Below are 23,306 nucleotides of genomic sequence, written 5' to 3'. Positions count from 1 at the left end.
TTACGCCACCATGCGCGTGATGAAGCGGCCGAGCGTCGCCTGAAACGCCTGGACAGAGCCAGCATCGAGCAGCAGGACGACGCGTCCTCCCACCATGGTCCCTTCGCCACCGGGAAGGGCGGCCCTCAGAGCGACATGGAACAGCACCGCCGCAGCCGCGTCCTCCGGCTTGCCGACCGACGCGGTCCCGTCGGCCGGCAGTTGGGCAGCGGCGCAGGTCCGGAGGATCGCCGCAGCCGGCCCGCGGAACACCAGGGGCAGGCCGGTGTCGACCGGCTCGCCCAGCAGGTTGGCGACCATGGCGAGCGTGCTGTTCAGGACGACGTTGCCAAGCTCCGCCAGCACCTCGTCCTCCAGTGCCGGGGCATCCTCGGCCGGGATGTCGGGTGGCAAGGCGGCCCGCACCAGGGGAAGGCTGCCGTCCTGCGGGACGACCAGCAGGGCGCAGCCGGCGAAAAGGCCGCCCAGCCTTTCCGAGATGCCGACCAGGGGCGGCGGCAGCGCCTGGTCGAGCAGGTCGGCCACGTCGGCGGGCGACACGATCTCGACCGACGGCACGGAGAGCGTCACCAGTCCGCCCAGCATGCGGCCGAGCGCCGTCGACGCCTTCCCGATGCCGATGTTGCCCAGTTCGGCGAGCGCGTCGCGCTCCAGATCACTCAGTGTCGCAGCCGCGCTCATTCCTGCGTGGCGCCGGCCTGCGGGGGACGGCGGGGCGGCAGCATGGCCGACCCCAGGAAGCGGACCATCTGCTCCTCCTCCAGCGGCTTCGGCATGAAGGCGGCACCGACCGCACGTATTCCGGCAACCACGGCATCCTGCGCATTGGCGGTGATGACCGCGATATGGACGCCCGGACGCGAACTGCGCAGCTTGGCGGCGGTCTCCACGCCGTTGTCGCCGGGCATGTTGTAGTCGATGATCGCGATATCCACCGGCGTGCTCTCCAGCGTCCGGAAGAGTTCGTCACCGTTGGCAGCCTCAACCACCGTCCAGTCGGGCTTGTTGCGCAAGACCATCGCCCGCACATGCATGCGCGAAAGCTTGCTATCGTCCACAATGATTACGGTCTTACCCAAGATATACGCCCTTTGTATGAATTCGCCGCAAGGCGCCGAATTTCGCGCAAGTATACAGGATGATCGGCAACGCGCCAGCACATCGAACGCCCCGCCGGCGATGTTTGCCGCGCGACGGCATTTGCACGAGAAGCCGCCTGCCCGGGCATGGTATCGGTGGTGCGGGAGACGGCCTTGCAGGCGGTCGCCCATCCGTCCATCGCATCGCCCGCCGCCCCCATGCCGCCTCCCGGCCCCGCCGATCGATCTCCTCACACCCCCCGCGACTTGGCCGCCCGTCTCGGCGAGGCGCTTTCCCGGCACCGCGCCGGGGAGCTCGACGCGGCGGAGCGCGGCTACCTTGCGGTCCTGGCCGCCGGCGGGGGCGGCGATCGCGTCCAGGGCGACGCATACCACCTTCTGGGCGTCCTCATGCACCAGCGCGGCCGGAACGACGAGGCGGTTCGGCTGATCGGCACCGCCATCTCCCGGCAGGGCGGCGTTGCGGAATACCATGCCAATTTCGGGCTCGCGCTGCACGCGCTGGGACGGCTGGACGAGGCGGAGGCCGCCTACCGTCGGGCGCTCGACCTGAGGGAGGCGTATCCGGAGGCCCACAACAGCCTGGGCAGCGCCCTGCAGGAGCGGGGACGGCTGGAGGAGGCGGCATGGCACTACCGCCGGGCGCTGGATCTGCGCGGCGGCTATGCGGAAGCCTGGGCCAATCTCGGTACGCTGCTTCGCGCGCAGGACGCCTGCGCGGAGGCCGAGACGGCGCTGCGCCGGGCTTTGCGTCTCGATCCCGACCATGTCGCGGCGCTGACCAACCTCGGGGTGGTGCTGAAGGAGACCGGACGCCTGGCCGAAGCGGAGGCGGCCCATGGCGATGCGTTGCGGCTGGCTCCCGGCGACGCCGAGACGCTGGTGAATCTCGCGCTGCTGCGCGAGGCACAGGGACGCGGCGGCGAGGCCGAAGCGCTCTATCGCCAAGCACTGGCGCAGGCGCCTGGATTCGCCCTGGCGCGCTGGAACCTGGCGCTGCGGCTGCTCGGCGGCGGCCGGCTGGCCGAAGGGCTGGAGGAGTATGAGGCGCGCTTCGCCTCCCGCCGCGTTTCGGCCGGGCGCAGCCTCGCCCTGCCGGAATGGGACGGCCGGACGGAGGTCCGGCGCCTACTGGTCTGGCGTGAGCAGGGGCTGGGCGACGAACTGATGTTCGGCACCGCCCTGCCCGACTTGGCGGCGCGGCTGGGGCCGGACCGGCTGGTGGTCGAGGTCGACCGACGGCTGGCCGGGCTGGTCGGCCGTGCCCTGCCCGGTGTTGCGGTGCGGCCGGAAACCCCGGCGCCCGCCGATGCCGACGCGCATCTGCCGATGGGGTCGCTGCCGCGCTTGCTGCGGCGCAGCCTGGCCGGCTTCCCGCCGCGGACAGCCTGGCTGGCGCCCGATCCGCGGCGGGCGGCGGCATGGCGGGAACGGCTGGCGACCCTCGGCCCCGGCCTGCGTGTCGGCATCTGCTGGGGCAGCCAGAACATGCTGGGCGAGCGCAAGGCGTCCTACACCGCGCTCGCCGGCTGGGCGCCACTGCTGACCTTGCCGGGTCTGCAGGCCGTGACGCTCCAATATGACGGGCGCGAGGCGGAGATCGCCGAGGTGGAGGCCGGCTTGGGCATCCGCATCCACCGCTGGCCGGACATCGACCTGAAGAACGACCTGGAGGGGGTGGCCGGGCTGATCTCGTCGCTCGACCTCGTGGTCACGGTGGCAAGTTCGGTCGGCGAGATGGCCGGGGCGCTGGGGGTGCCGGTGTGGCGCTTCGGCCCGGGCGGCGACTGGACGGCGCTCGGCACCGGGGTCCGCCCTTGGTTCCCGTCGATGCGGCTGTGGAGCGCCCAGCCGGGGGAGGACTTGGCCGGCGTGCTGACCCGCATGGCGGCGGAACTCCGCCGGATGGCACCCTCACCCGCCGCCCCGGTCGAGGCCAGGGCGGTGGCGGCGTGGCTGGCCGAGGCGCAGGCCATGCATGGGGAGGGGCGCTGGCCGGAGGCGGAGAAAGCCTACCAGCGGATCCTCGACCTGGGGGGCGAGCTTCCGGCGGCGCTGGAGGGCTATGGCTGGCTCGGCTTCGAGGCGGGCCGGCCCGACATCGCGGTCACCCTGCTGACCCGCGCGCTGGCCGCGGAGCCGAGCGCAATCCGCCACAAGCGCCGCGCCCTGGCGCATCAGGCCCTGGGCGCCGCGATGGAGGCGGAGGCGGACTGGCAGGCAGCCGCCGCGCTGGCCCCCGCCGATGTGGAGGCCTGGGGCAATCTCGGCGCCCTGCGCCTGACCCGCGGAGCAGCCGCCGAGGCCGCCGAGGCCACCGGCCTGGCGCTGCGCCATGCCCCCTTCCATGCCGGCCTGTGGACCAACGCCGGCCTTGCCCGGCAGGCGATGGACGGCGACGGCGAACCGGCCTTCCGCCGGGCGCTCGCCCTCGACCCGGCGCAGGCTGATGCCTGGATCGCCCTGTCCGCCGCAGCCCTGCGCGACTCCGGCGGCGCCCTGGCGACGGAGCGTGCCGCCGGGCGGGCGCTGGCGCTTCGCCCGGGCGACCCGGCGGCGGCCGGCAATCTCGGGCTGGCAGCCCTGGCGCTCGACCGGCCGTCACAGGCGGTCGCCCATCTGCGCCTTGCCCTTCGGGGCCGGCCGGGCGACCCCGCCCTGCTCGGCAACCTCGCACTGGCGCTGGAGCGGGCGGACGACGCCGATGCCGCCGGGCTCGCCTGGTGGCGGGTGATCCTGCTCGCCCCTGGAAGCGGGCCGGGCTGGGCCGGGCTTGCCGACCTCCGGCAGCGGCAGGGCCGGCCCGACGCGGCGCTCAAGGGCTGGGGCCGGGCACTGGCGCTGGAACCCCGGCGGGCGGAGTGGCGCTACAATCTCGGCAACGCGCTGCATGCCGCCGGCCGATCCGCCGAGGCCGTCGACGCCTACCGGCGCGCGGCGGAGGACGATCCCGACCTGACGCTCGCCACGTTCAACCGCGGCTATGCGGCCCTGGCGCGCGGCGACCTCGCCGCCGGCTGGACGGGACTCGAAGCGCGGTTCGCCGCCGGACGCGCCCAGCCCGACCGCCGCTTCCGCATCCCGCCCTGGGACGGCGGCGACCCGGCGGGCAGGACGGTTCTGGTCTGGCGCGAACAGGGGGTGGGCGACGAGCTGATGTTCAGCGGCTGCTACCCCGACCTGATCGCCCGTGCCGGCCGGGTGATCGTGGAATGCGAACCGCGGCTGGTGGCGCTGTTCGCCCGGTCCTTCCCGCGGGCCCTGGTTCGCGCGGCCACCGCAGTTGCGGCTGTCGGCGATCCAGCCAGGGGCGATCTGGCCACGGGCGATCCGCTCGACGCCGACTGCCATGTCGCGGCAGGATCGCTGCCGCTGCACCTGCGGCGGCACCTGTCGGACTTCCCTGCGGCGGGCGGCTGGCTGCGGGCGGAAGAGAGGGAAGTGGAGCGCTGGCGGGGGTGGCTGGCTGGGGACACCGGCCGCCGCCCGTCGGGGGAGGATGGGTGGGGGGATCCGCCCATGCTGTCCATCGGCATCTGCTGGCGCAGCGGGCTGCGCGGTGCGATGCGCGACGCCAACTACACGACGCTCGACCGCTGGGCGCCGATCCTCACCCTGCCGGGGCTGCGGCTCGTCAACCTGCAATATGATGATTGCGACGCCGAACTGGCCGAGGCCGAAGCCCGCTTCGGGGTCACCATCCGCCGCCCGCCGCTCGACCTGAGGAACGACCTGGACGGGGCGGCGGCGCTGACCACGGCGCTGGATCTGGTGGTTTCCGCCGGAACGTCGGTGGCGGAGATGGCCGGCGCGCTCGGCGTGCCGGTGTGGCGGATCGGGCCGGGCGGGGACTGGACGGCGCTGGGCGCCGGCTGCCGGCCCTGGTACCCGTCGATGCGCCTGTTCGCGCCGCGACCGGGGGCAACGCTCGGCGACGCGCTGTGCGACGCCGGGCGCGCCCTTGACGCACTCAGGCTGCCCGGAGCCCTCAGAACGCGGGGATGACCGCGTTCTTGAACTTGGTGAGGATGAAGTCCTTCACCGCCGGGTCATGATAGGCCTTCACCAGGGTGGCGACCCAGGGCTTGTCCTTGTCGGCCTTGCGCACCGCGATGATGTTGGCGTAGGGGCTCTCCGCCGCCTCGCGGGCGATGGCGTCCTTGACCGGATCGATGCCGGCCTCCAGCGCGAAGTTGGTGTTGATGGCGGCGGCGGTCACGTCGTCCAGGGAACGCGGGAGCTGCGCGGCGTCGAGTTCGACGATCTCCAGCTTCTTGGGATTCTCGACGATGTCGATCGGCGAGGCCTTCAGCGTGCCGCCGTCCTTCAGCTTGATCAGCCCCTTGGCCTGGAGCATCAGCAGCACGCGGCCGCCGTTGGTCGGGTCGTTGGGGATGGCGAACTTGGCCCCGGCCGGCAGCTCCTCCAGGCTCTTGACCTTCTTGGAATAGATGCCGATCGGGTAGACCACCGTCTTGCCGACGCTGACCAGGTCGAAGCCGCGGTCCTTCACCTGGTTGTCCAGGTAGGGCTGGTGCTGGAAGCTGTTGGCGTCCAGGTCACCGTCGGCCAGCGCCTGGTTCGGGATGACGTAGTCGGTGAATTCCAGGATCTGGATGTCCAGGCCGTCCTTGGCGGCGATGGGCTTGACCGCCTCCAGGATCTGGGCATGCGGGCCGGCGGTGACGCCGACCTTGATCGCCTCGGCGGACGCGCCCCATGCGATGGCGAAAGTGGCGGCGCCGGCCAGCAGGGAAGCCAGCGAACGGAAGCGCAGCATCTCGAACACTCCTCAGGATTTCAAATTGCGTTTGTTGACGCGGCGGGCGATCAGGTCGCCCGTCGATTGCACGATCTGCACCAGCACGATCAGCACCACGACCACCGCCAGCATCACCTCCGGCAGGAAGCGCTGGTAGCCGTAGCGGATGCCGAGATCGCCCAGGCCGCCGCCGCCGACGGCGCCGACCATGGCCGAATAGCCGATCAGGCTGACCGCCGACAGGGTCAGGCCGGAGACGATGCCCGGCAGGGCTTCCGGCAGCAACACCTTCCTGATGATCTGGAACGGGGTGGCGCCCATCGCCTGCGCCGCCTCCACCAGTCCGCGGTCGACCTCGCGCACGGCGTTCTCGACCACCCGGGCGATGAAGGGGGCGGCGGCCACCGTCAGCGGCACGATGGCCGCGGTGGTGCCGATCGAGGTGCCGGCGACCAGCCGGGTGAAGGGGATGATCGCCACCACCAGGATGATGAAGGGGGTCGAGCGGGTCATGTTCACCACCGCGCCCATCACCTTGTTGAAGGCGAAGCTCTGCAGCAGCTCGCCGCGGCCGGTGACGGCCAGCAGCACCCCGATGGGCAACCCGATCAGCGTCCCGATGACGCCCGACACCGCCACCATGTGCAGCGTGTCGACCAGCCCCTTGATCAGCAGGTCAATGATTTGCGGGGAGAGCATGGCCCAACACCTCGACACCCAGATTGTTTTCTCTCACCAGCGCCATGGCGGCCTCGACCTTGGCACCGTCGCCCAGCGCCTCCACCACCAGCGTGCCGAAGGGTGCGCCCTGGATCTCGTCGATCTGGCCATGCCAGATGTTCAGGTCCAGGTCCAGCCGGCGGCTGATGGCGCTGATGACCGGCGTCGTCGCCTTCTCGCCAGTGAAGGTGATGCGCAGCACCGGGGTGCTGCCGGGCGCGGGCTGGTGCGACAGCCGGTCGCGCAGGCTGTCCGGGATGCCGCGGTTGATGACCGGATCGATGAAGCTGCGGGTGGTGGGGTGCTGCGGATGGGCGAAGATGTCGAACACCGGTCCCTGCTCGATCACCCGCCCGCCTTCCATCACCGCCACCTTGTGGCAGATCTCCTTGATGACGGCGATCTCGTGGGTGATCAGCACGATGGTCAGGCCGAGCCGCCGGTTGATGTCGGCCAGCAGGTGGAGGATCTGGGTCGTCGTCTCGGGGTCGAGCGCGGAGGTCGCCTCGTCCGACAGCAGCACCTTGGGCTTGCTGGCGAGCGCGCGGGCGATGCCGACGCGCTGCTTCTGGCCGCCCGACAGCTCCGCCGGATATCGGTTGCGCTTGTCGGCCAGCCCGACGAGGTCGAGCAGCGGTTCCACCGTCCGGCGGATGTCCGCCTTGGGCGTGCCCGCCAGTTCCAGCGGCAGCGCCACGTTGTCGAAGACGGTCCGCGAGGACAGCAGGTTGAAGTGCTGGAAGATCATGCCGATCGAATGGCGCGCCCGGCGCAGCTCCCCGGCCGACAGGGCTGTCATCTCCACGCCGTCCACCATGACGCTGCCCGAGGTCGGCGTCTCCAGCAGGTTGACGGTGCGCAGCAGCGTGGATTTGCCTGCACCCGAACGGCCGATGATCCCGAACACCTCGCCGCGGGCGATGGAAAGGTCGATGTCGGCGAGCGCCTGGACCGGCGCGCCGCCGCCGCGGGCGGCGTAGGTCTTATGAAGGTTTGTTAGCGTTATCATCTTTTATTCGACAAAGGGGGACGTCCAGCGTCCCCCAGCCCCTTCACCAGGTCGGAATGATGGAACCGTTGAACCGCGTTTCGATAAATTGCCGTACTTCGGGCGAACGATACAGCGCAATGAAGCGATTGATCGTCGGGTCTTCCATGCGATCCCTGCGGACCGCCCACACCAGGTTCCATCTCGACTGGTCGTCCTCCAGAAGCAGGGCTTTCTTCGGGTCCAGCCCGGCCAGCACGGCATAGTTGAGGGTGATGACCGAGGCGTCCACGTCGTCGAGCGAACGCGGCAACTGCGCTGCGTCCAACTCGACCAGTCTGATCCCCTTGGGATTCACGACGTCGGCGACGGTGGTGTTCAGACCCGCCCCCTCCTTCAGCCCGATCACCCCGGCCTTGGCCAGCAGGAACAGGGCGCGGGCTCCGTTCGTGGGGTCGTTGGGGATCGATACGCTGGCGCCGGGCTTGAGGTCGGCGAGCGACGTGGCCTTGCTGCTGTAAACCCCCATCGGCACCACCACGCTCCTGGCGACCGGGACGATGTCATAGCCGCGCTGCTTCACCTGGTTGTCCAGGAAGGGCTGGTGCTGGAAGTTGTTGGCGTCGATCTCGCCGGCCTGGAGCGCGGCGTTGGGCATGTTCCAATCGGTGAATTCGATCACCTCCGCCTCGATGCCCTCCTTGGCGGCGAGCTTGGCGGTGTATTCCAGGATCTCACCGTAGGGACCGGCGGAGACGCCGAGCTTCAGCGGAGCGGCAACGGCCGAGGCGGCGGAGAACAGCCCGGCGGCCAGGGCCGCCGAGATCAGGATGCGCTTCATGGGAACGTTCCTTCGGGATTTCGGCGGCGGTCAGCGCTGCCGGGTTTCGGGCAGCCGGCTGTAATGCCGATGGGCGGCGCGCTGGGCCTGTCCGACATCGCGGAAGACGCGGCGGTCGAGATCGCGGAAAGCCCAGTCGGACACGAAGAAGGTGAAACCGCCGCGTTCGGCGACGACGATGCCGGCGGACCGGCCCTGGACCTCGATGGCATAGGCGCTGGCGTGGGTCATGGCGAAGGACTCCCCTCGGCGCGGCCAGCCCCGGATTTACGGGCGCGGAGCGGGCGGCGCGGCAACTGTTCGGATCGGGCGGATGAGCGGAACGGGCGCTGTGTCTTGGGCCGCAGGGTCAGCGGCAACACAGGCCCGGGCGCATCATGCAGGCCCGGAAGGCGATCCGAAGGGCGCGTGGGGGAGCGGAAACTCTCAGGGTCATTCCGGCCTTTCCTTCTTGACGAGGTCCACGACCGGCATCGTGGCGCTTTAGCGTTTGGTGACGCGGCGCAAGCTGCAGAAGTCAAATTGCCGCGGGATGCCCGAGCCGGGCGTCCATGGAGATTTATCTACCCTTAAGATGGAGTTCAGTCAAAGCGTATTTTCATGTTTGTGTGAAATAAGCAGATCAGCATATAGAAAATGTGAAAATTGCCGCGGGCCAAGGCGGCAGGTGACGGGCGCGTGGAATGTGCTATCTATCGCGTCTGCGGTTCACCCGGGGGCGCTGCCGTACCCCCGGCGATCCATCCGAGGAGAGTGTTTTGTCCGCCGATACCAGCGTCCAAGGGGTGACGGCCACCATAGTGCCCGCCGCACCGGTCGATGACCACCTGGTGCTCGCCCTGCCCAAGGGCCGCATCCTGAAGGAGCTGCGCCCGCTGCTGTCCCATGCCGGCATCCATCCGGAGCCGGCCTTCGACGACGAGAAGAGCAGGCTTCTGCGCTTCGCCACCAACGTTCCGAACCTCAGCATCATCCGCGTCCGCTCCTTCGACGTGGCGACCTTCGTCGCCTTCGGCGCCGCCCATCTGGGCGTGGCGGGCAACGACGTGCTGATGGAGTTCGACTATCCGGAAATCTACGCGCCCCTCGACCTCGGCATCGGCGCCTGCCGCCTGTCGGTCGCCGAGCCGGCGGAGATGGTGGAGAGCGACGATCCGTCGCGCTGGAGCCATGTGCGCGTCGCCACCAAGTACCCCGAGGTGACCAAGCGCCACTTCGCCGCCCGCGGCGTACAGGCCGAGTGCGTCAAGCTGAACGGGGCCATGGAACTGGCCCCCACGCTGGGCCTGTGCCGCCGCATCGTCGATCTGGTCTCCACCGGCTCGACTCTGAAGGCCAACGGGCTGGTGGAGGTCGAGCACATCGCCGACGTCACCTCGCGCCTGATCGTCAACCGCGCCGCCTTCAAGACGCGGACGGCCGAGATTTCGCAGTGGATCGATAGGATTCGGGAGGCGGTGAATGCCCGTCAGGCTTGATGTTCGCGATACGGGCTTCGCTGCCGGCTTCGAGGCGCTGCTGCACGCCAAGCGCGAGGCGAGCGAGGATGTCCAGACGCTGGTCGCCGGGGTGATCGAGCAGGTGCGCGCCCGCGGCGACGCGGCGCTCATCGACTACACCGCGCGCTGGGACCGCCTGACGCTGACCGCCGGCACCCTGCGCATCGGCCGCGACGAGATCGATGCCGCGACGGCCAAATGCTCGGCCGAGACGCTGGAGGCGCTCGACCTCGCCGCAGCGCGGATCGAGGAGTTCCACCGCCGCCAGATCCCCGAGGTCACCGACTACCGTGACGCCGTCGGGGTGCGGCTGGGCGCGCGCTGGACGCCGGTCGGCGCCGTCGGCCTCTATGTGCCGGGCGGCACCGCCTCCTATCCCTCCTCGGTCCTGATGAACGCGTTGCCGGCGAAGGTCGCCGGCGTGGAGCGCGTGGTCATGGTGGTGCCGACGCCGGACGGGGCGATCAACCCGCTGGTGCTGGCCGCGGCCAAGCGCTGCGGCATCGACGAGATCTACCGCATCGGCGGCGCCCAGGCGGTGGCGGCGCTGGCCCACGGAACGGCGACGATCCGGCCGGTCGACAAGATCGTCGGCCCCGGCAACGCCTTCGTCGCCGCCGCCAAGCGGCAGGTCTACGGCCTGGTCGGCATCGACAGCATCGCCGGTCCGTCGGAGATCCTGGTGGTGGCCGACGGCCGCAACGACCCGGCCTGGATCGCCATGGACCTGCTGTCTCAGGCCGAGCACGACACCTCGGCCCAGTCGATCCTGATCACCGATGACGGGGATTTCGCCGATGCGGTCGCCGCGGCGGTCGACCGGCACCTGGAGACGCTGCCCCGCAGCGCGATCGCCGGCGAGAGCTGGCGCGAGCATGGCGCCATCCTGCTGGTCGGCGACCTGGCGGCCGACGCCCCCGCCCTGGTCGACCGGCTGGCACCGGAGCACCTGGAGCTGGCGGTGGAGGATCCGGACGCGCTGGCGGCGCGGATCCGCAATGCCGGCGCCATCTTCCTCGGCCGCTATACGCCGGAGGCCATCGGCGACTATGTCGCCGGTCCCAACCACGTGCTGCCGACGGCACGCAGCGCCCGCTTCTCCTCCGGCCTGAACGTGCTGGACTTCATGAAGCGGACGACCTTCGTCGCCTGCGACGCCGACAGCCTGAAGGCGATCGGTCCGGCGGCGGTGACGCTGGCGATGGCCGAGGGGCTGGAGGCGCACGCGCGGTCGGTGGCCCAGCGGCTTCCCGGCCAGCCGGGCGGTGACGGCGGGCGGCTGGGGACGGGCGGCTGAAGACGGTTATGAACGGCAACTGGACCGGCGGCGGAGGCGGAGCGTGACGACGGCGAAGCACAAGCGGCGCATCACCCATGTGACGCTCGACGAGCGGACGGTCGTCCGCCGCAAGCCCGAGGTGGAGCACGAGCGCGCCGTCGCCATCTTCGACCTGCTGGAGGACAACGAGTTCTGTCCCTGCGACTTCGCGGAGGATGGTCCCTACCACCTGCACCTGTCGATCGAAGACAACCGCTTGGCCTTCGACATCCGGCGCGAGGACGGCAGCGAACTCGACAAGGTGACCCTTCCCGTGACCAGCTTCCGGTCGATCGTGAAGGACTATTTCCTGATCTGCGAGAGCTACTACGCCGCCATCAAGAAGTCGACGCCGTCCCAGATCGAAGCCATCGACATGGGACGCCGCGGCCTGCACAACGAGGGGTCCGAAATGCTGCGCGAACGGCTTTCCGGCAAGGTGGAGATGGATTTGCAGACGGCGCGCAGGCTGTTCACGCTGATCTGCGTCCTGCATATCCGCGGCTGACGGCACGGGCGGCGCATGGCCATGGCGGCGACCCCGGTCCTCACCCCCCTGCCGGTGACGAGCGTCCTGTTCGCCTGCACCTACAACATGATCCGGTCGCCGATGGCGGCGGCGATGATGCGCCATTTCCACGGCAGCCGCGTCTATGTCGATTCGGTCGGCGTGCGCGAGGGCGACGAGGTCGATCCCTTCGCCGTCGCGGTGATGGAGGAGATGGGCATCGACCTGTCCAAGCACCGCTGCCGGACCTTCGAGGATCTGGAAGACACCAACTTCGACCTTATCGTCTCGCTGTCCCCCGAGGCCCAGCACCGCGCCATCGAGATGACGCGCACCATGGCGTGCGACGTGGAGTTCTGGAACACCTTCGATCCCACGCTGGTCGACGGCACCCGCGATGCCATGCTGGAAGCCTACAGGACGGTGCGCGACGGGCTGCTGGCGAAGCTGAAGCAGCGCTTCCCGTTGACCCGCGGCCCGACCGTGTGAAAGGCTGACCGGAGGACGGCGGCGCAGCCTCGCGGGTTCCCGCCGCACCCGCCTCGCGGGTGATCAGGGAGGCGCTTGCGCAACTTTCCGAGCCGCAGATGTTTCCCAACCGCCCTTTGCCGTCTTATTGAGCTGTATCATCGCCGCCCGCCACACGTTGTTCTAGGGTCCGACCACCGCCGAACACTCCCGCGGAGAACTCGCCGCCCATGTCCTCCGGTCTGCTGCCACGCCTCGTCCGCGCCTTCAGCCCGCACAGCCTGCGCGGGCGCCTCATGGGTGTGGTGCTGGCCTCGCTGGCACTGCCGCTGGTTGGTGCGCTCTATCTCGCCGACCAGCAGCTCGACGACCGGATCGTCGCGGCCCGCGAGTTGACCCTCCACTTGGCGGCGGACGGGGTCGAGCGGCAACGCGACCTGATCGGTGAGGCGCGCAACCTGCTGGGCGTGCTGTCGCTCGTTCCGGCGATCCGCAATGCCACCCCGTCCGACACCGACGGCTGCGTCGCCACGCTGGCGCCGATGCCGCGCCAGCACCGTTGGACCACCGGCGTCTGGCTGGCCGATGCGGACGGCAACATCATCTGCGACACCACCGGACCCGGCGCCGGCATCTCCCTGCACGAGCGCGAGTATTTCCAGCGCGTGATCGAAACGCGTAGCTGGGTCGTCAGCGACTTCATCATGGGCAAGCGCTCGCTGAAGCCGCTGATCATCGTCGCCAGCCCGATCATCGAGGATGGGCGGATCGTCCGCGTCATGGGCGTGGCGGTCGACCTGACCTGGCTGACCGAACTGGTCAAGGTGTTGAAGCAAGCCGACGCGCGGGTGATGGTGCTGGACCGCCATGGCGTGATCGTCGCCCGCCAACCAGATCCGGAGGGCTGGCTGAACCGCAACATCGGCCAGATGCCGCACATCCAGCGCATGCTGAGGGAGCGCAACGGCACCCTTGACGCCGAGAGCGCGGACGGCCGTGGACGCCTGTGGGCCTTCCGCCACTCCGACGAGACCGACACCGTCTTCGCCGTCGGCATGCCGACCGCCCCGATCATCGCCGAGGCCAGGCGCGACCTGTGGCAGAGCCTGGGACTGCTCGCCGTTGCCGCGCTGCTCAGCGTCACGGCGCTGTGGACGCTGCTGCGCGCCTCCGTCCTGCGCTGGGTGTGGGAACTGGGCAGCGCCGCGACCCGGATCGGCGACGGCGGCGGCGGAACGGTGATCGAGGCCGACCGGGCCCCCAACGAGTTCCGCGTCGTTTCCCACGCCTTCAACAACATGTCGCGCCGCCTCAAGCAACGCGAACAGGAACTACGCGCCGCCATGGAGGAGGCGCGTGCCGGCAGCCGCGCGAAGGAGGATTTCCTCGCCACCATGAGCCACGAGATCCGGACGCCGATGAACGGCGTGATCGGGTTCGCGGAGATGTTGCTGGAAACCCCGCTGACCGCCGAACAGCGGCGCTACGCTTCGCAGGTGCGCGATGCCGGCCGGTCGCTGTTGACCGTCATCAACGACGTGCTCGACCTGTCGAAGCTGGAGGCAGGGCGGCTCGACCTTGTCAGCGTGCCCTTCCGCCTGGACGATCTGGCCGACCGCTGCGTGGCCATCGTCCGGCTCGACGCCGAGCAGAAGGGGCTGGAGATGCAGATCTCCATCTCCGCCGCCGCGCGGGGCTTCGTCATGGGCGATCCCGACCGACTGCGCCAGATCCTGCTGAACCTGCTGGGCAACGCGGTGAAGTTCACCGACCGGGGATCGGTGCGGCTGACGGTCAAGTCGATCGACGATCCGGCCCGGCCCGGCGGCCGGCTGTGCACGATCACCGTCACCGACACCGGCGTCGGCGTCCCGGCGGATCGGCAGCGCGACCTGTTCCAGCGCTTCACCCAGATCGAACGTGGCCGTGGCGGCACCGGCCTCGGGCTGGCCATCTGCCGCCGGCTGGTCGAGTTGATGGGCGGTGAGATCGGGATGGAAAGCACCCCCGGCTCCGGCAGCACCTTCTGGTTCTCGCTTCCGCTGCAATCAGCCGGCAGCGCGGCGGTCCAGCCGGAGATCGGCGCCCTCCTGCGCGCCGAACCGGAAGGCCGCGGAGTTCGTATCCTCCTGGCCGAGGATCTGCCGATGAACCGCGACCTGGCGGTGACCATGCTGACCAAGGCCGGCCACCGGGTCGATGCCGTCGCCGACGGGGCGGCCGCCGTGGCCGCCGTGCAGGACAGCCCCTATGACATCGTGCTGATGGACGTCCAGATGCCGGTGATGGACGGCCTGGAAGCCACCCGCCGCATCCGCGCCCTGCCGGGGCCGGCCGGCCACATTCCCATCCTGGCCCTGTCCGCCGGCGTCCTCCAGGTGGAGGTCGAACGTTGCCTGCAGTCCGGCATGAACGCGCACTTGGCCAAACCGCTGGAAAAGGCCAAGTTGCTGGCCGCCATCGAGCGCTGGGCCGGAAGGGCCGATGCGGCGGCGGAGGAGGAGGCGGAAGAGGGGGCAGGGCCGGCGAAGAGGGAAGCGGACGACAGGGTCGAGTTCGCGTCCCATGATGCCGCGCAGCCCGGCCAGGCCGCCGCGGCGGGAGACGGCGCCGGTGACCGCGAATCGCAGTTGATCGCGCACGGTTGAGCGGTTGGTGCTATACTGGGGCGAGCAGCCTGCCTCCGGCAGGGTGCCGCCAGTATCCAGCGAGTTCTGTCCCATGAAGGTTGCGCAGCCTCCCCTTGCGCCAATCCCGGAACGGAAGCCCGATCCGACCACCTCCCCGGCGATGCCGGCCGGGGAGCCGTCCTTTCGCGAGACGCTGAGACGGACCGCCGTCTCCGGCACGCAGGGTGCACCGGCAGGCCAGCCCGCCGACGGCCCGAAGACGCCGCCACTGCCGCGGACCAAGCCCGCAATGCCGGTCCGGCTGGCCGATGGCACGGACGTCCCGCTTCCCACGGCCAAGCCGATGGTTCCCATCCGTCTGGCCGATGGCAGCACCGCGCCCTTTCCGACTGCCAAGCCCGACAGCCCGCTTCGCCTGGCCACGGCCTCGCCGACCGCTCCCAACCCGGCGGCCTTCCCCTCGCCCCTCCCCGGCCGGAAGCCGGCAGCGCCCGCCGCCCCGGCCACATTCCCGGCGGTAAGGACTGCGTCAGACGCTGCCGTTGCGGCAGCGGTCGAGGGATCGACCGCTGCCCGGGTGGTTGTCGCCGCCCAGCAGGTCGCTGGGCCGTCAGGACACAGCTTCACCGCCATCCTCGCCCAGGCGACCCAGGAGAGCGGGCTGGACAGTACGGCGAAGAACAGCCGCAGTTCGGCCGCCGGCCCCTTCCAGTTCCTCGAATCGACATGGCTCGACCTGTTCCGTCGCCACGGCGCCGCCTATGGTCAGGGCGATCTGGCCTCGCAAATTCAGGTGAGCAACGGCGTGTCGACCGTCAGGGATCCGGCTGTGCGCCGCCGGATCCTCGACCTGCGCCATGACGTGGACCTGTCGGCAGGCATGGCAGCCCGCTATCTGTCCGAAGGACGGGAGGCGTTGGAAAAGAGGCTTGGACGTCCGGCAAGCGAAAGCGAGAGCCGGATCGCCTATGTGCTGGGGGTGGGTGGGGCCGCCAAACTGATCCGCACCGCCGAATCGAACCCGCGCGCCATCGCGGCAGACCTGCTTCCGGCCGCCGCCGCCGCCAACCATCCGCTTTTTCACGACCGCGCGAGCGGCCGTGCGCTGACCGCCTCGGAGACGGTCGCCCGGCTCAACCGCCGCATGGAAACCGACCAGCGCGAGATGTTCGCCGCCATCGGCCGGGCCGTTGAGCAGCCTCGCCGTTTGGACGAAGGCGGCGCCTCTCCACTCAACCCGTATCAGTCGGTCTGACGGTTCGGAACAAGCCCCGGTGCAACGCCGCAGCCCAGCAACGCGGGGCTGATCCGCGTCTCTGGGCTGCGGCCGAACGTGCCTGCGGTGGGAATCCCCCTTGACCCGGCGGCCCGGGAAGGTCAGTTATTGCCGCGAAACTTTTTGGGACGGACTTAAGGGCCAATGGCAAAAGAAGATCTGATCGAGTTTTCCGGGACCGTCGTCGAATTGCTTCCGAACGCGATGTTCCGGGTGAAGCTCGACAACGATCACGAGGTTTTGGCGCATACCTCCGGCAAGATGCGCAAGAACCGGATTCGCGTCCTGGCGGGTGACCGCGTCAACGTGGAAATGACGCCGTACGACCTGACCAAGGGCCGAATCACCTTCCGGTTCAAGTAGCATCCTTGCCGCATCGCTGTATCCCGTGACGATCCCGTCCAAGGTGCCCCGGCTGGTGCTGGCTTCGGCCTCGCCCCGCCGGCTCGACCTGTTGCGCCAGATCGGCATCGTGCCCGACACGGTCGACCCCGCCGATCTCGACGAAACACCGATAGCGGATGAGCTTCCGCCCCAGCACGCCTTGCGGCTTGCGGGGGAAAAGGCGTCCTGCGTCGCCGCGCGCCATCCCGATTCGTGGATCCTCGCCGCCGACACCGTCGTCGCCTGCGGCCGCCGCATCCTGCCGAAAGCCGAGCGGGAGCAGGAGGCACGGCGCTGTCTCGCGCTGCTGTCCGGGCGGCGGCACCGGGTGCTCGGCGGCATCGTGCTGCTGGTTCCCGACGGCAGCGGCCATCGCCGGATCGAGCGCCTTGTGCGCACAGACGTGACCTTCAAGGTGTTGGACACGGCGGAGACCGAGGCCTACATCGCCTCCGGCGAATGGCAGGGAAAGGCCGGCGGCTATGCGATCCAGGGCCGGGCTGCTGCCCTGGTGCGCTGGATCGGCGGCTCCTACAGCAACGTCGTCGGCCTGGGCCTGCACGAAGCGGCCGGCATGCTGCACGGCGCCGGGTACCCTGCCCGATGATTGCCCGATGACCGGCCCAGGCCCTTCCCCGAATCGAGGCCCGGCATCTCCGGGCAGCCGGGCGCGATGACCGGATCGATCACCCGGCGGGAACTGCTGGTCGATCGCGACGGCCCGCTGACCCGGGCGGCCCTTCTCGCCGGCGGACGGCTGACCGACCTTCATATCGACCACGCCGGACGCCCGTCGCTGCTGGGCTCCATCATCCTCGGCCGTGTGGAGCGGATCGCGACCGGTTTGAACGGCGCCTTCATCGACCTCGGCAACGGCGTGTCCGGCCTGCTGCCCGCTGCCGACGTCCGGCAGCAGGCGCTCGACCTCGCCGGCACCGCTGCCGCTCCCCCGCGATCGCCGGGGCGGCCGGGCGGCAAGCCGCTGCAGATCGGTACGCTTCTGCGCACCGGCCAGCCGGTGATCGTGCAGGTCAAGGCCGATGCCGCCGGAGCCAAGGGGCCGTCGCTGACCATGGACGTCACCCTGCCCGGCCGCTTCCTTGTGCATGCACCGCTCGGTCGCGACATCGCCGTGTCGAAGCGGCTGGGATCGGGACCCGAGCGCGCGGCCCTGGCAGGCCGACTCGAAGGACTGGTCACCGGTGCCGGCTGGATCGTCCGCGCCGGTGCCGGCACCGCGGACGATGGGCTGCTGGCAGCGGAATCGGAGGCCCTGCACCTGCAGTGGCGGGCGGTCCGGGACGGTGCAGGGAGCGGTTCCGCGCCCCGCCTGCTGCGATCCGGCCCGGATGCCGCAACCCGCGCCCTGATCGAACTGGGCGGAGCCACCCCGGACGCCATCCTCGTTGACGACGGACCGTTGCTGTCCACCCTGCGCTCCTGGTGCAACGGCCACGCGCCGGACCTGCTGGGGCGCATCGAGGCGCACAAGGCGCCGCCCCGTCTGTTCGACCTGCGCGACTTGGACAGCGCGATCGCCGCGCTTCTCGACCCACGGATTCCGCTGCCGCTTGGCGGCTCGCTGGTGATCGAGCGGACGGAGGCGCTGACCGTGGTGGACGTCAACGCCGGCGAGCGCGGAAATCCGCTTGACGTCAATCTCGATGCGGCGGCCGAGATCGCCCGTCAACTCCGGCTGCGCAATGTCGGTGGCATCGTGGTGGTGGATTTCGTCAACATGCGCGGCCGGGGCGACGCCGAGCGCATCCTTGCCGCCTTGGCGCGGGCGGTGGAAGACGACCCGGTGCAGACCCAGGTTTATGGCATGTCCAAGCTGGGGCTGGTCGAACTGACCCGAGCCCGACGCGGCACACCGCTGTCGGCGCTTCTACAGCCCTAGAGTCTGTCTGGTGTGTATTGAAGCACCAGACAGACTCTAGGCTTTTGGTTTTCCGTGTGAGTCACGTTTCAAGCGATACCGCTTGAAGCGATCACACTCTAGCCCGTCCCGGACCTTCCACGGAGGTTTTCTTGTCCAGCGGCTCCCCCGGCGCTTCCCGGCGCACCGTTCCCGAAGCCGGCTCGCAATGCCCGATCTGCGGCCGCCCGACGGAACCGGCCACCCGCCCCTTCTGTTCCAAGCGCTGCGCGGACATCGACCTGTCGCGCTGGCTGGGCGGAGTCTACCGAATCGAAGGCCCGGAATCCTCACCGGACAGCCGGAACTCCGAATTGGACGAGGATTGACGGGCGGGTCGCATTCTCGCGATTTTTTCTCTGGACAGCCCCGCTGAACCTCTCTAAAAAGCGCCCCACGCGACGCAGGGACGGGCCGGAAACGGCTTCCAAACCCGACGGTGCCGGATGCCCAGGTAGCTCAGTTGGTAGAGCAGGGGACTGAAAATCCCCGTGTCGGTGGTTCGATTCCGCCCCTGGGCACCACCCTTCCTCAAGGGTTCAGGTTCGATCCGCAGCTTGCATCATGCAGGTCGGTGGACAGCAAGTTTCGTCTATGCCGCACTGGCCGGAGTGGCCTTTCTTCGCGGCCTGGATTGCCCAGGTAGCTCAGTTGGTAGAGCAGGGGACTGAAAATCCCCGTGTCGGCGGTTCGACTCCGTCCCTGGGCACCATTTCCCCTTTTTGATGAAGCCCGTTCTTTTCTGTCGTCACCCGGGATGGGCCGCGTGAGCCTGTCGAACGTGTTGTGGCAGATTTGTGGCGGGTGTGGCGTCGACAGCCGCCGCCCGGGTCCCCAAGCCGCGAGAGCGCATGGGAAATATCGATACTCCAGGGAAACGGCAACAAGCCGCCCCCGCGGATCGGCTCATCGAAGGACCAACCGGTGCCGGACCGTCACCCGATCATCGGTACCGCCGTCTTCCGTTTCCCTCCTCAAGCCGCGACCCTGCGCCCGAGCTGACCGCTGCCTGACAGCCGGACCGGTGCACCCACCTGGACAAACAGGCGGGTGCACCGTCCAATCCGGATTGGTTACGCCACAGAGCGCACTATCGGCGCCTCTTCTTCCTCACCGGGCTCCACGGGACGGTTGCAGAGCGCAGCCATATTCCACTGCTGGCCGCGTCCCGCCTCGCGCGCTTCGGGATCGCGGTCCAGGAAGATGCCGAAATGCTTGGCGGCCAATTCCACCGTCTTCGACCAGCCGACGCGGAACTCATCGGTTCCATAGGCATCGGGCCAGTGATGCAGCATCCGGCCAAACGCCCCCTGGCAGAACTTGGCATACTCCCGCGTGTCCAGGATGAAGGCATGCCACGCCGGCTCCATGCCCTCCCAGGCGACAAGGCAGGTCGGCGAGTTCATGTACATCACGTTCAGCGCCATGAAAGCCCGGAGCTGTTCGGCCGACCGGGTGGCGTCGTCCTGGGAGGTACCATCGCGCATGATATGGGCGACGACGCGCGAGAAGTCGTAATTTTTCACAAAATCAAGGCTCGCCATTATGGTCCCCTTCAATCTTCGGCAGCGGGATGCCGCCGAATAGCGTTGCCGCCCGCGTAACGATGCGGGCGATATCTTGCTGACCTCCGACGGCGATCTTCGCCTTCGAGGTTGCGATCTGTCGCCGGACGGTGCCCAGCTTTCGATCGAGAGCCGTGGCTATCTGCTCGGCGCTTTCACCAGCCGCCACACGCACAGCCACTTCGGCTTGGCGCCTTGTCAGGCCATAGGCCGAGACGAGGAGCTCCTGGAGGGGCTCAGGGGGGGCGATGTCCTGTACGACGACGATGGCATGTCCTCCACGCGCCGGCATGACGGCAACGAGTTGCACGGCAGCACCGTCGTCGATCGGGACCAGGGCTTCGCCTTCCCGGCCGGTCACCACCGCAGCGATGGCCCGATGAAGCCGCATCGCATTCTCCGGGTCATCGCAGGTCAAGCGGTTTCCCAGGCCGCGCTCCAGAGCGCCACCACTCCGCAACCGGCGCACCATGAGGGACGAGCTGTCGATGAGCCGCCCCTCGGCGGTCACGACAGCAACGGCAACCCCCATGCGCTCCAGCAGCGCGGCCGTTGTGGCCTGCACCCTGTTGCGCTTCGCAAGCTCCTGTAGGCCGGGCGCAATCTCGTCACAATCGTCGTCGAACACCGAGCGCCGGGCTGGGACCCATATCTGGGCATTCCAATCGGCGTTCACTCCGGTGTGGTAGCGATCGAACGGAACGCCATCGTACCGGCGGCGAAACTGGAAGCTCTGCTCCCGCGCCCGTGCCATCCTGGCATAGGCAAGGTGCGTTTCAGGGTCGGCAAGGATGGCGGGGTCGTTGATCCGCCCTTGCTCGACGCCCACACGGAAGATGCCGTCGAACGTGACGGTCGCCGACCAATCCTGTTGCGGATGCAGCAATTGGGCCGCTGTGTTCGCGTAGACGACCACATCCCGTTCGTAAATCAGGAGTGCACCCTGGACGTCGGACGCCATTCGGATCAGATCTGCCAACGGATCTGGGATATGGGTTGTGGCCATCGACCAGGAGCCGCCTTGGGTAGAAAATCAATGAAGAAAAATCTACCGAAGAACCACCTCATTAAAATAGCAAAATTGAGATCATTCGCCGATTTTCTCCTAAAAGCTTTAAATTATGTTGCTGATATGCAACTAGGAGATATCAGGAAACAAAATTCCTTTCCAGGTTGCCCCTCTCATAAGGCGTGCTTCAAGGTGGGAAGCGCGTCGCTGGTGCGTTTGCCAATACATGACACCATGTATCCGGATAGGTCGGGTACGACCAACCGTCCATTGGTCGGCAGCGCAGATCATGACGACCTTGCCATGCATCAGTCGGTGATCGTCGATATGGGTTGGAGCAGGATGCTATGACGGAAGGGTGGTGCCATGGCTGGGTTCTCCAGACATAATCCCACCCCTGCGCCATCAGGGTCGCGGCGGATAAATCCCGTTGACGACGATACAGTAGCGGGTTGCGAGGGATGGAGAGACAGTGGGGATCGCGGTACCCGCCCCGGTGTTCCCGATGGTGACGGAACTGATGAGACCGCCACCGGATACACCACCCAGTGCCACGTCGGTGCCCGAGGAGACTGTCGGGTCGATATAGGTGTTGCTCGGATCAAGACCGTTGGTGCCCTGCGCCAGCATGTAGCCAGCCTGCGGAACGTTGGTCGTTCCGTCCACCTGCCGCGCGTTCACCTGAGCCGGAGCACCGCCGCTACCGCTCACCATTGCGGCATGCGCATGCGGCGCTAGCATGCCGACGGTCTGCGAGACACCTTCCTGACCGAACTGGCTGCCGATTGGATGGTTGGTCAGGCCGGGGCCCTGGCCGTAATGCACCGGCGTGCGTCCGCGCAGATCAGGAAGGCCGAACGTAGTGCGCCCGTCGCCGCCGTAGGTAACGCCAACAAGAGAATACAGTCCATTGTACGGATTGATAGGCAGGAGCTGCCCCGCGGCTTCCATGGTGTTATTTGGGCAATAGCTACCGGGCATAACACACACTTGGCCGACATATGCGTCATCCCCGCAGGCAGCAGCCGGCTTGGATGTCGCCACGATGGCCGCAAGGGATGCCAGGGTACAGGCCGAAAGGAATGCAGCTTTCATAATTTGCGGACCTCGCACTATTCATACGCTGGCACCCGCCCGACATCGGTGAGCGGCCATCGGTGCCAGACTGGACGGAACGCATGAAGGCGATGCCACGCCTGGAAAATCCGGGCATGGCATCGGCGCCGCCCCATCAGGGTCGCGGCGGATAGATCCCGTTGGCAACGATACAGTAACGGGTTGCGATGGATGGGGGGACGGTGGGGATCGCGGTGCCCGCCCCGGTGGTCCCAATGATGACCGCGCTGGCGGCACCGCCGCCGGAAACGCCGCCCAGCGCCACATCGGTGCCCGTGGAAACGGCCGGATCGATATAGGTGTTGCTCGGATCAAGGCCGTTGGTGCCTTGCGCCAGCATGTAGCCAGGCTGCGGAACGTTGGTCGTTCCGTCCACCTGCCTCGCCTTCACCTGAGCCGGTGCATCACCACTCCCGGTCACCACGGCCGTATGATTGTGCGGCGCCAGCATGGCGATGGTCTGCGAGACACCTTCCTGTCCAAACTTCTGCCCGATGGGATGGGCGGTCAGGCCCGGTCCCTGGCCATAATGCACCGGCGCGCGCCCACGCAGGTCAGGCACGCCGAACGTGGTGCGCGCATCGCCGCCATAGACAGTCCCCAACAAAGAATACAGCGCCTGATATTGGTTGATCTGCAAAAGCTGCCCTGTTGCTTCCAGGGTATTATTCGGGCAGTAGTTGCCGGCCATGATGCACACTTGGCCAGTGTATGCCTCTGTCCCACAGGCGGCAGCCGGCTTGGATGTCGCCGCCATCGCCGCAAGGGACGCCAGGGCACAGACCGAAAGAAACGCAGCTTTCATAATTTGTGAACCTCGCAACGATCATAAGCACAACCAATGTAGAGCAGGATTATATGGAATCACAGCTTTTAAATCCTGAATTGCTCTGATGCGTCGCGAATGAGGGAAACAGGTTTTCTGGTTGGTTCGTTAAAGGCATCCTATGGTAACGGTTGGCGCCTCTTTAATTGAAAGATTATGAAAGATATTCAGCGTGCAGAAAACGTAGCCGCGATATTTTTAAAGCGTGAATCCAATAATTGTAAATCAATCATAAGGTGAATTCCTGTGTATCTCACTGATAGACGAAATAATATCCATCGGTATCTTTATAATAAGATCTATATGCCAGAATATAACTGAAAATTTCGGCCATTTTCCTGTGATATTTCTTACTTTGTAATGACGTCCATGTGACAT

General features: G+C 67.9%; 23 protein-coding genes and 2 tRNA genes. 14 read left to right on the top strand and 11 right to left on the bottom strand.

The window, feature by feature from the left end; all coding sequences use genetic code 11:
• Both J2850_RS00345 and J2850_RS00340 read right to left on the bottom strand, forming a co-directional pair.
• Positions 1-681 carry a chemotaxis protein CheC gene (locus tag J2850_RS00345; RefSeq protein WP_209977629.1) on the bottom strand — a complete coding sequence of 227 codons (681 nt, stop codon included), beginning with the start codon at positions 679-681 and terminating at the stop codon, positions 1-3.
• Entirely contained in the window at positions 678-1,079 is a 402-nt protein-coding gene (locus J2850_RS00340) for a response regulator (RefSeq protein WP_209977627.1), read from the bottom strand. Before J2850_RS00340 ends, J2850_RS00345 begins: the two co-directional genes overlap by 4 nt.
• A 174-nt stretch (positions 1,080-1,253) precedes the next feature.
• Between J2850_RS00340 and J2850_RS00335 the strand changes: the two genes are divergently transcribed.
• Positions 1,254-5,105, top strand: a complete 3,852-nt coding sequence (locus tag J2850_RS00335; RefSeq protein ID WP_246512653.1) for a tetratricopeptide repeat protein — start codon at positions 1,254-1,256, stop codon at positions 5,103-5,105.
• Here the strand turns inward: J2850_RS00335 and J2850_RS00330 are convergent.
• Genes J2850_RS00330 through J2850_RS00310 form a run of 5 tightly spaced genes read right to left on the bottom strand, consistent with a single transcriptional unit; the run spans position 5,089 to position 8,642 of the window.
• Positions 5,089-5,880 (bottom strand): MetQ/NlpA family ABC transporter substrate-binding protein, encoded by a 792-nt coding sequence (locus J2850_RS00330; protein WP_209977625.1) that lies wholly within the window; start codon positions 5,878-5,880, stop codon positions 5,089-5,091. The two genes, J2850_RS00335 and J2850_RS00330, sit on opposite strands and share 17 nt — an antisense overlap.
• Before the next feature lie 12 nt (positions 5,881-5,892).
• Positions 5,893-6,561, bottom strand: a complete 669-nt coding sequence (locus tag J2850_RS00325; protein ID WP_209977623.1) for a methionine ABC transporter permease — start codon at positions 6,559-6,561, stop codon at positions 5,893-5,895.
• Entirely contained in the window at positions 6,539-7,591 is a 1,053-nt protein-coding gene (locus tag J2850_RS00320) for a methionine ABC transporter ATP-binding protein (protein ID WP_209977622.1), read from the bottom strand. The genes J2850_RS00325 and J2850_RS00320 overlap by 23 nt, the downstream gene beginning before the upstream one ends.
• A 43-nt stretch (positions 7,592-7,634) precedes the next feature.
• On the bottom strand, positions 7,635-8,411 hold the full coding sequence (locus tag J2850_RS00315) for a MetQ/NlpA family ABC transporter substrate-binding protein (RefSeq protein ID WP_209977620.1): 777 nt from the start codon (positions 8,409-8,411) through the stop codon (positions 7,635-7,637).
• 30 nt (positions 8,412-8,441) lie between these two features.
• The gene (locus J2850_RS00310) at positions 8,442-8,642 is read right to left on the bottom strand and encodes a hypothetical protein (RefSeq protein ID WP_209977618.1); all 201 of its coding nucleotides are present in this window, start codon (positions 8,640-8,642) and stop codon (positions 8,442-8,444) included.
• 569 nt (positions 8,643-9,211) lie between these two features.
• Between J2850_RS00310 and hisG the strand changes: the two genes are divergently transcribed.
• From hisG to J2850_RS00250, 12 genes are all read left to right on the top strand, one after another.
• The gene (gene hisG, locus J2850_RS00305; protein WP_209978363.1) at positions 9,212-9,889 is read left to right on the top strand and encodes an ATP phosphoribosyltransferase; all 678 of its coding nucleotides are present in this window, start codon (positions 9,212-9,214) and stop codon (positions 9,887-9,889) included.
• Entirely contained in the window at positions 9,873-11,207 is a 1,335-nt protein-coding gene (gene hisD, locus J2850_RS00300; RefSeq protein ID WP_209977615.1) for a histidinol dehydrogenase, read from the top strand. The genes hisG and hisD overlap by 17 nt, the downstream gene beginning before the upstream one ends.
• Before the next feature lie 43 nt (positions 11,208-11,250).
• On the top strand, positions 11,251-11,736 hold the full coding sequence (locus J2850_RS00295; protein ID WP_209977614.1) for a UPF0262 family protein: 486 nt from the start codon (positions 11,251-11,253) through the stop codon (positions 11,734-11,736).
• Positions 11,737-11,751: 15 nt separating this feature from the next.
• The gene (locus J2850_RS00290) at positions 11,752-12,225 is read left to right on the top strand and encodes an arsenate-mycothiol transferase ArsC (protein ID WP_209977612.1); all 474 of its coding nucleotides are present in this window, start codon (positions 11,752-11,754) and stop codon (positions 12,223-12,225) included.
• Between the two features lie 209 nt (positions 12,226-12,434).
• The gene (locus J2850_RS00285) at positions 12,435-14,852 is read left to right on the top strand and encodes a hybrid sensor histidine kinase/response regulator (RefSeq protein WP_209977609.1); all 2,418 of its coding nucleotides are present in this window, start codon (positions 12,435-12,437) and stop codon (positions 14,850-14,852) included.
• A gap of 73 nt (positions 14,853-14,925) precedes the next feature.
• The gene (locus J2850_RS32000) at positions 14,926-16,089 is read left to right on the top strand and encodes a lysozyme family protein (protein ID WP_209977607.1); all 1,164 of its coding nucleotides are present in this window, start codon (positions 14,926-14,928) and stop codon (positions 16,087-16,089) included.
• A gap of 165 nt (positions 16,090-16,254) precedes the next feature.
• A complete protein-coding gene (infA, locus tag J2850_RS00275) occupies positions 16,255-16,473 on the top strand; it encodes a translation initiation factor IF-1 (protein ID WP_012977999.1) in 219 nt (72 codons plus the stop codon).
• 25 nt (positions 16,474-16,498) lie between these two features.
• Entirely contained in the window at positions 16,499-17,101 is a 603-nt protein-coding gene (locus J2850_RS00270) for a Maf family protein (protein WP_209977605.1), read from the top strand.
• A 66-nt stretch (positions 17,102-17,167) separates the two neighbouring features.
• On the top strand, positions 17,168-18,394 hold the full coding sequence (locus J2850_RS00265; protein ID WP_211113719.1) for a ribonuclease E/G: 1,227 nt from the start codon (positions 17,168-17,170) through the stop codon (positions 18,392-18,394).
• Between the two features lie 131 nt (positions 18,395-18,525).
• Complete coding sequence (locus J2850_RS00260) at positions 18,526-18,741, top strand: DNA gyrase inhibitor YacG (protein WP_209977603.1); 216 nt, start codon at positions 18,526-18,528, stop codon at positions 18,739-18,741.
• 119 nt (positions 18,742-18,860) lie between these two features.
• A tRNA-Phe gene (locus J2850_RS00255) sits at positions 18,861-18,936 on the top strand.
• Positions 18,937-19,048: 112 nt separating this feature from the next.
• A tRNA-Phe gene (locus J2850_RS00250) sits at positions 19,049-19,124 on the top strand.
• Positions 19,125-19,485: 361 nt separating this feature from the next.
• On the opposite strand, the gene J2850_RS00245 is transcribed toward J2850_RS00250, so the two are convergent.
• Positions 19,486-19,956, bottom strand: a complete 471-nt coding sequence (locus J2850_RS00245) for a glycine-rich domain-containing protein (protein WP_209977601.1) — start codon at positions 19,954-19,956, stop codon at positions 19,486-19,488.
• A complete protein-coding gene (locus J2850_RS00240; RefSeq protein WP_209977599.1) occupies positions 19,943-20,938 on the bottom strand; it encodes a helix-turn-helix transcriptional regulator in 996 nt (331 codons plus the stop codon). The genes J2850_RS00245 and J2850_RS00240 overlap by 14 nt, the downstream gene beginning before the upstream one ends.
• Positions 20,939-20,998: 60 nt before the next feature.
• Between J2850_RS00240 and J2850_RS00235 the strand changes: the two genes are divergently transcribed.
• On the top strand, positions 20,999-21,337 hold the full coding sequence (locus tag J2850_RS00235; RefSeq protein WP_209977597.1) for a hypothetical protein: 339 nt from the start codon (positions 20,999-21,001) through the stop codon (positions 21,335-21,337).
• Positions 21,338-21,391: 54 nt separating this feature from the next.
• Here the strand turns inward: J2850_RS00235 and J2850_RS00230 are convergent, their stop codons facing one another.
• Both J2850_RS00230 and J2850_RS00225 read right to left on the bottom strand, forming a co-directional pair.
• On the bottom strand, positions 21,392-22,081 hold the full coding sequence (locus J2850_RS00230) for a phage tail protein (RefSeq protein WP_209977595.1): 690 nt from the start codon (positions 22,079-22,081) through the stop codon (positions 21,392-21,394).
• Positions 22,082-22,217: 136 nt separating this feature from the next.
• The gene (locus tag J2850_RS00225; RefSeq protein WP_281414944.1) at positions 22,218-22,859 is read right to left on the bottom strand and encodes a phage tail protein; all 642 of its coding nucleotides are present in this window, start codon (positions 22,857-22,859) and stop codon (positions 22,218-22,220) included.
• Between the last annotated feature and the right edge of the window lie 447 nt (positions 22,860-23,306).

Origin of the sequence: Azospirillum picis, from assembly GCF_017876115.1 — a bacterium.
Lineage (GTDB): Bacteria > Pseudomonadota > Alphaproteobacteria > Azospirillales > Azospirillaceae > Azospirillum > Azospirillum picis.
The sequence above is the reverse complement of the archived record's forward strand: the minus strand, read 5'-3'. Positions and strand labels throughout refer to the sequence as shown.

Coding starts and splice junctions, on each gene's coding strand:
- hisD (WP_209977615.1), top strand. CDS start 9,873: ATGCCCGTCAGGCTTGATGTTCGCGATACGGGCTTCGCTGCCGGCTTC.
- J2850_RS00345 (WP_209977629.1), bottom strand. CDS start 681: ATGAGCGCGGCTGCGACACTGAGTGATCTGGAGCGCGACGCGCTCGCC.
- J2850_RS00225 (WP_281414944.1), bottom strand. CDS start 22,859: ATGGCGGCGACATCCAAGCCGGCTGCCGCCTGTGGGACAGAGGCATAC.
- J2850_RS00230 (WP_209977595.1), bottom strand. CDS start 22,081: ATGAAAGCTGCATTCCTTTCGGCCTGTACCCTGGCATCCCTTGCGGCC.
- J2850_RS00240 (WP_209977599.1), bottom strand. CDS start 20,938: ATGGCGTCCGACGTCCAGGGTGCACTCCTGATTTACGAACGGGATGTG.
- J2850_RS00245 (WP_209977601.1), bottom strand. CDS start 19,956: ATGGCGAGCCTTGATTTTGTGAAAAATTACGACTTCTCGCGCGTCGTC.
- J2850_RS00265 (WP_211113719.1), top strand. CDS start 17,168: ATGACCGGATCGATCACCCGGCGGGAACTGCTGGTCGATCGCGACGGC.
- J2850_RS32000 (WP_209977607.1), top strand. CDS start 14,926: ATGAAGGTTGCGCAGCCTCCCCTTGCGCCAATCCCGGAACGGAAGCCC.
- J2850_RS00330 (WP_209977625.1), bottom strand. CDS start 5,880: ATGCTGCGCTTCCGTTCGCTGGCTTCCCTGCTGGCCGGCGCCGCCACT.
- J2850_RS00315 (WP_209977620.1), bottom strand. CDS start 8,411: ATGAAGCGCATCCTGATCTCGGCGGCCCTGGCCGCCGGGCTGTTCTCC.
- J2850_RS00320 (WP_209977622.1), bottom strand. CDS start 7,591: ATGATAACGCTAACAAACCTTCATAAGACCTACGCCGCCCGCGGCGGC.
- J2850_RS00325 (WP_209977623.1), bottom strand. CDS start 6,561: ATGCTCTCCCCGCAAATCATTGACCTGCTGATCAAGGGGCTGGTCGAC.
- J2850_RS00290 (WP_209977612.1), top strand. CDS start 11,752: ATGGCCATGGCGGCGACCCCGGTCCTCACCCCCCTGCCGGTGACGAGC.
- J2850_RS00285 (WP_209977609.1), top strand. CDS start 12,435: ATGTCCTCCGGTCTGCTGCCACGCCTCGTCCGCGCCTTCAGCCCGCAC.
- infA (WP_012977999.1), top strand. CDS start 16,255: ATGGCAAAAGAAGATCTGATCGAGTTTTCCGGGACCGTCGTCGAATTG.
- J2850_RS00310 (WP_209977618.1), bottom strand. CDS start 8,642: ATGACCCACGCCAGCGCCTATGCCATCGAGGTCCAGGGCCGGTCCGCC.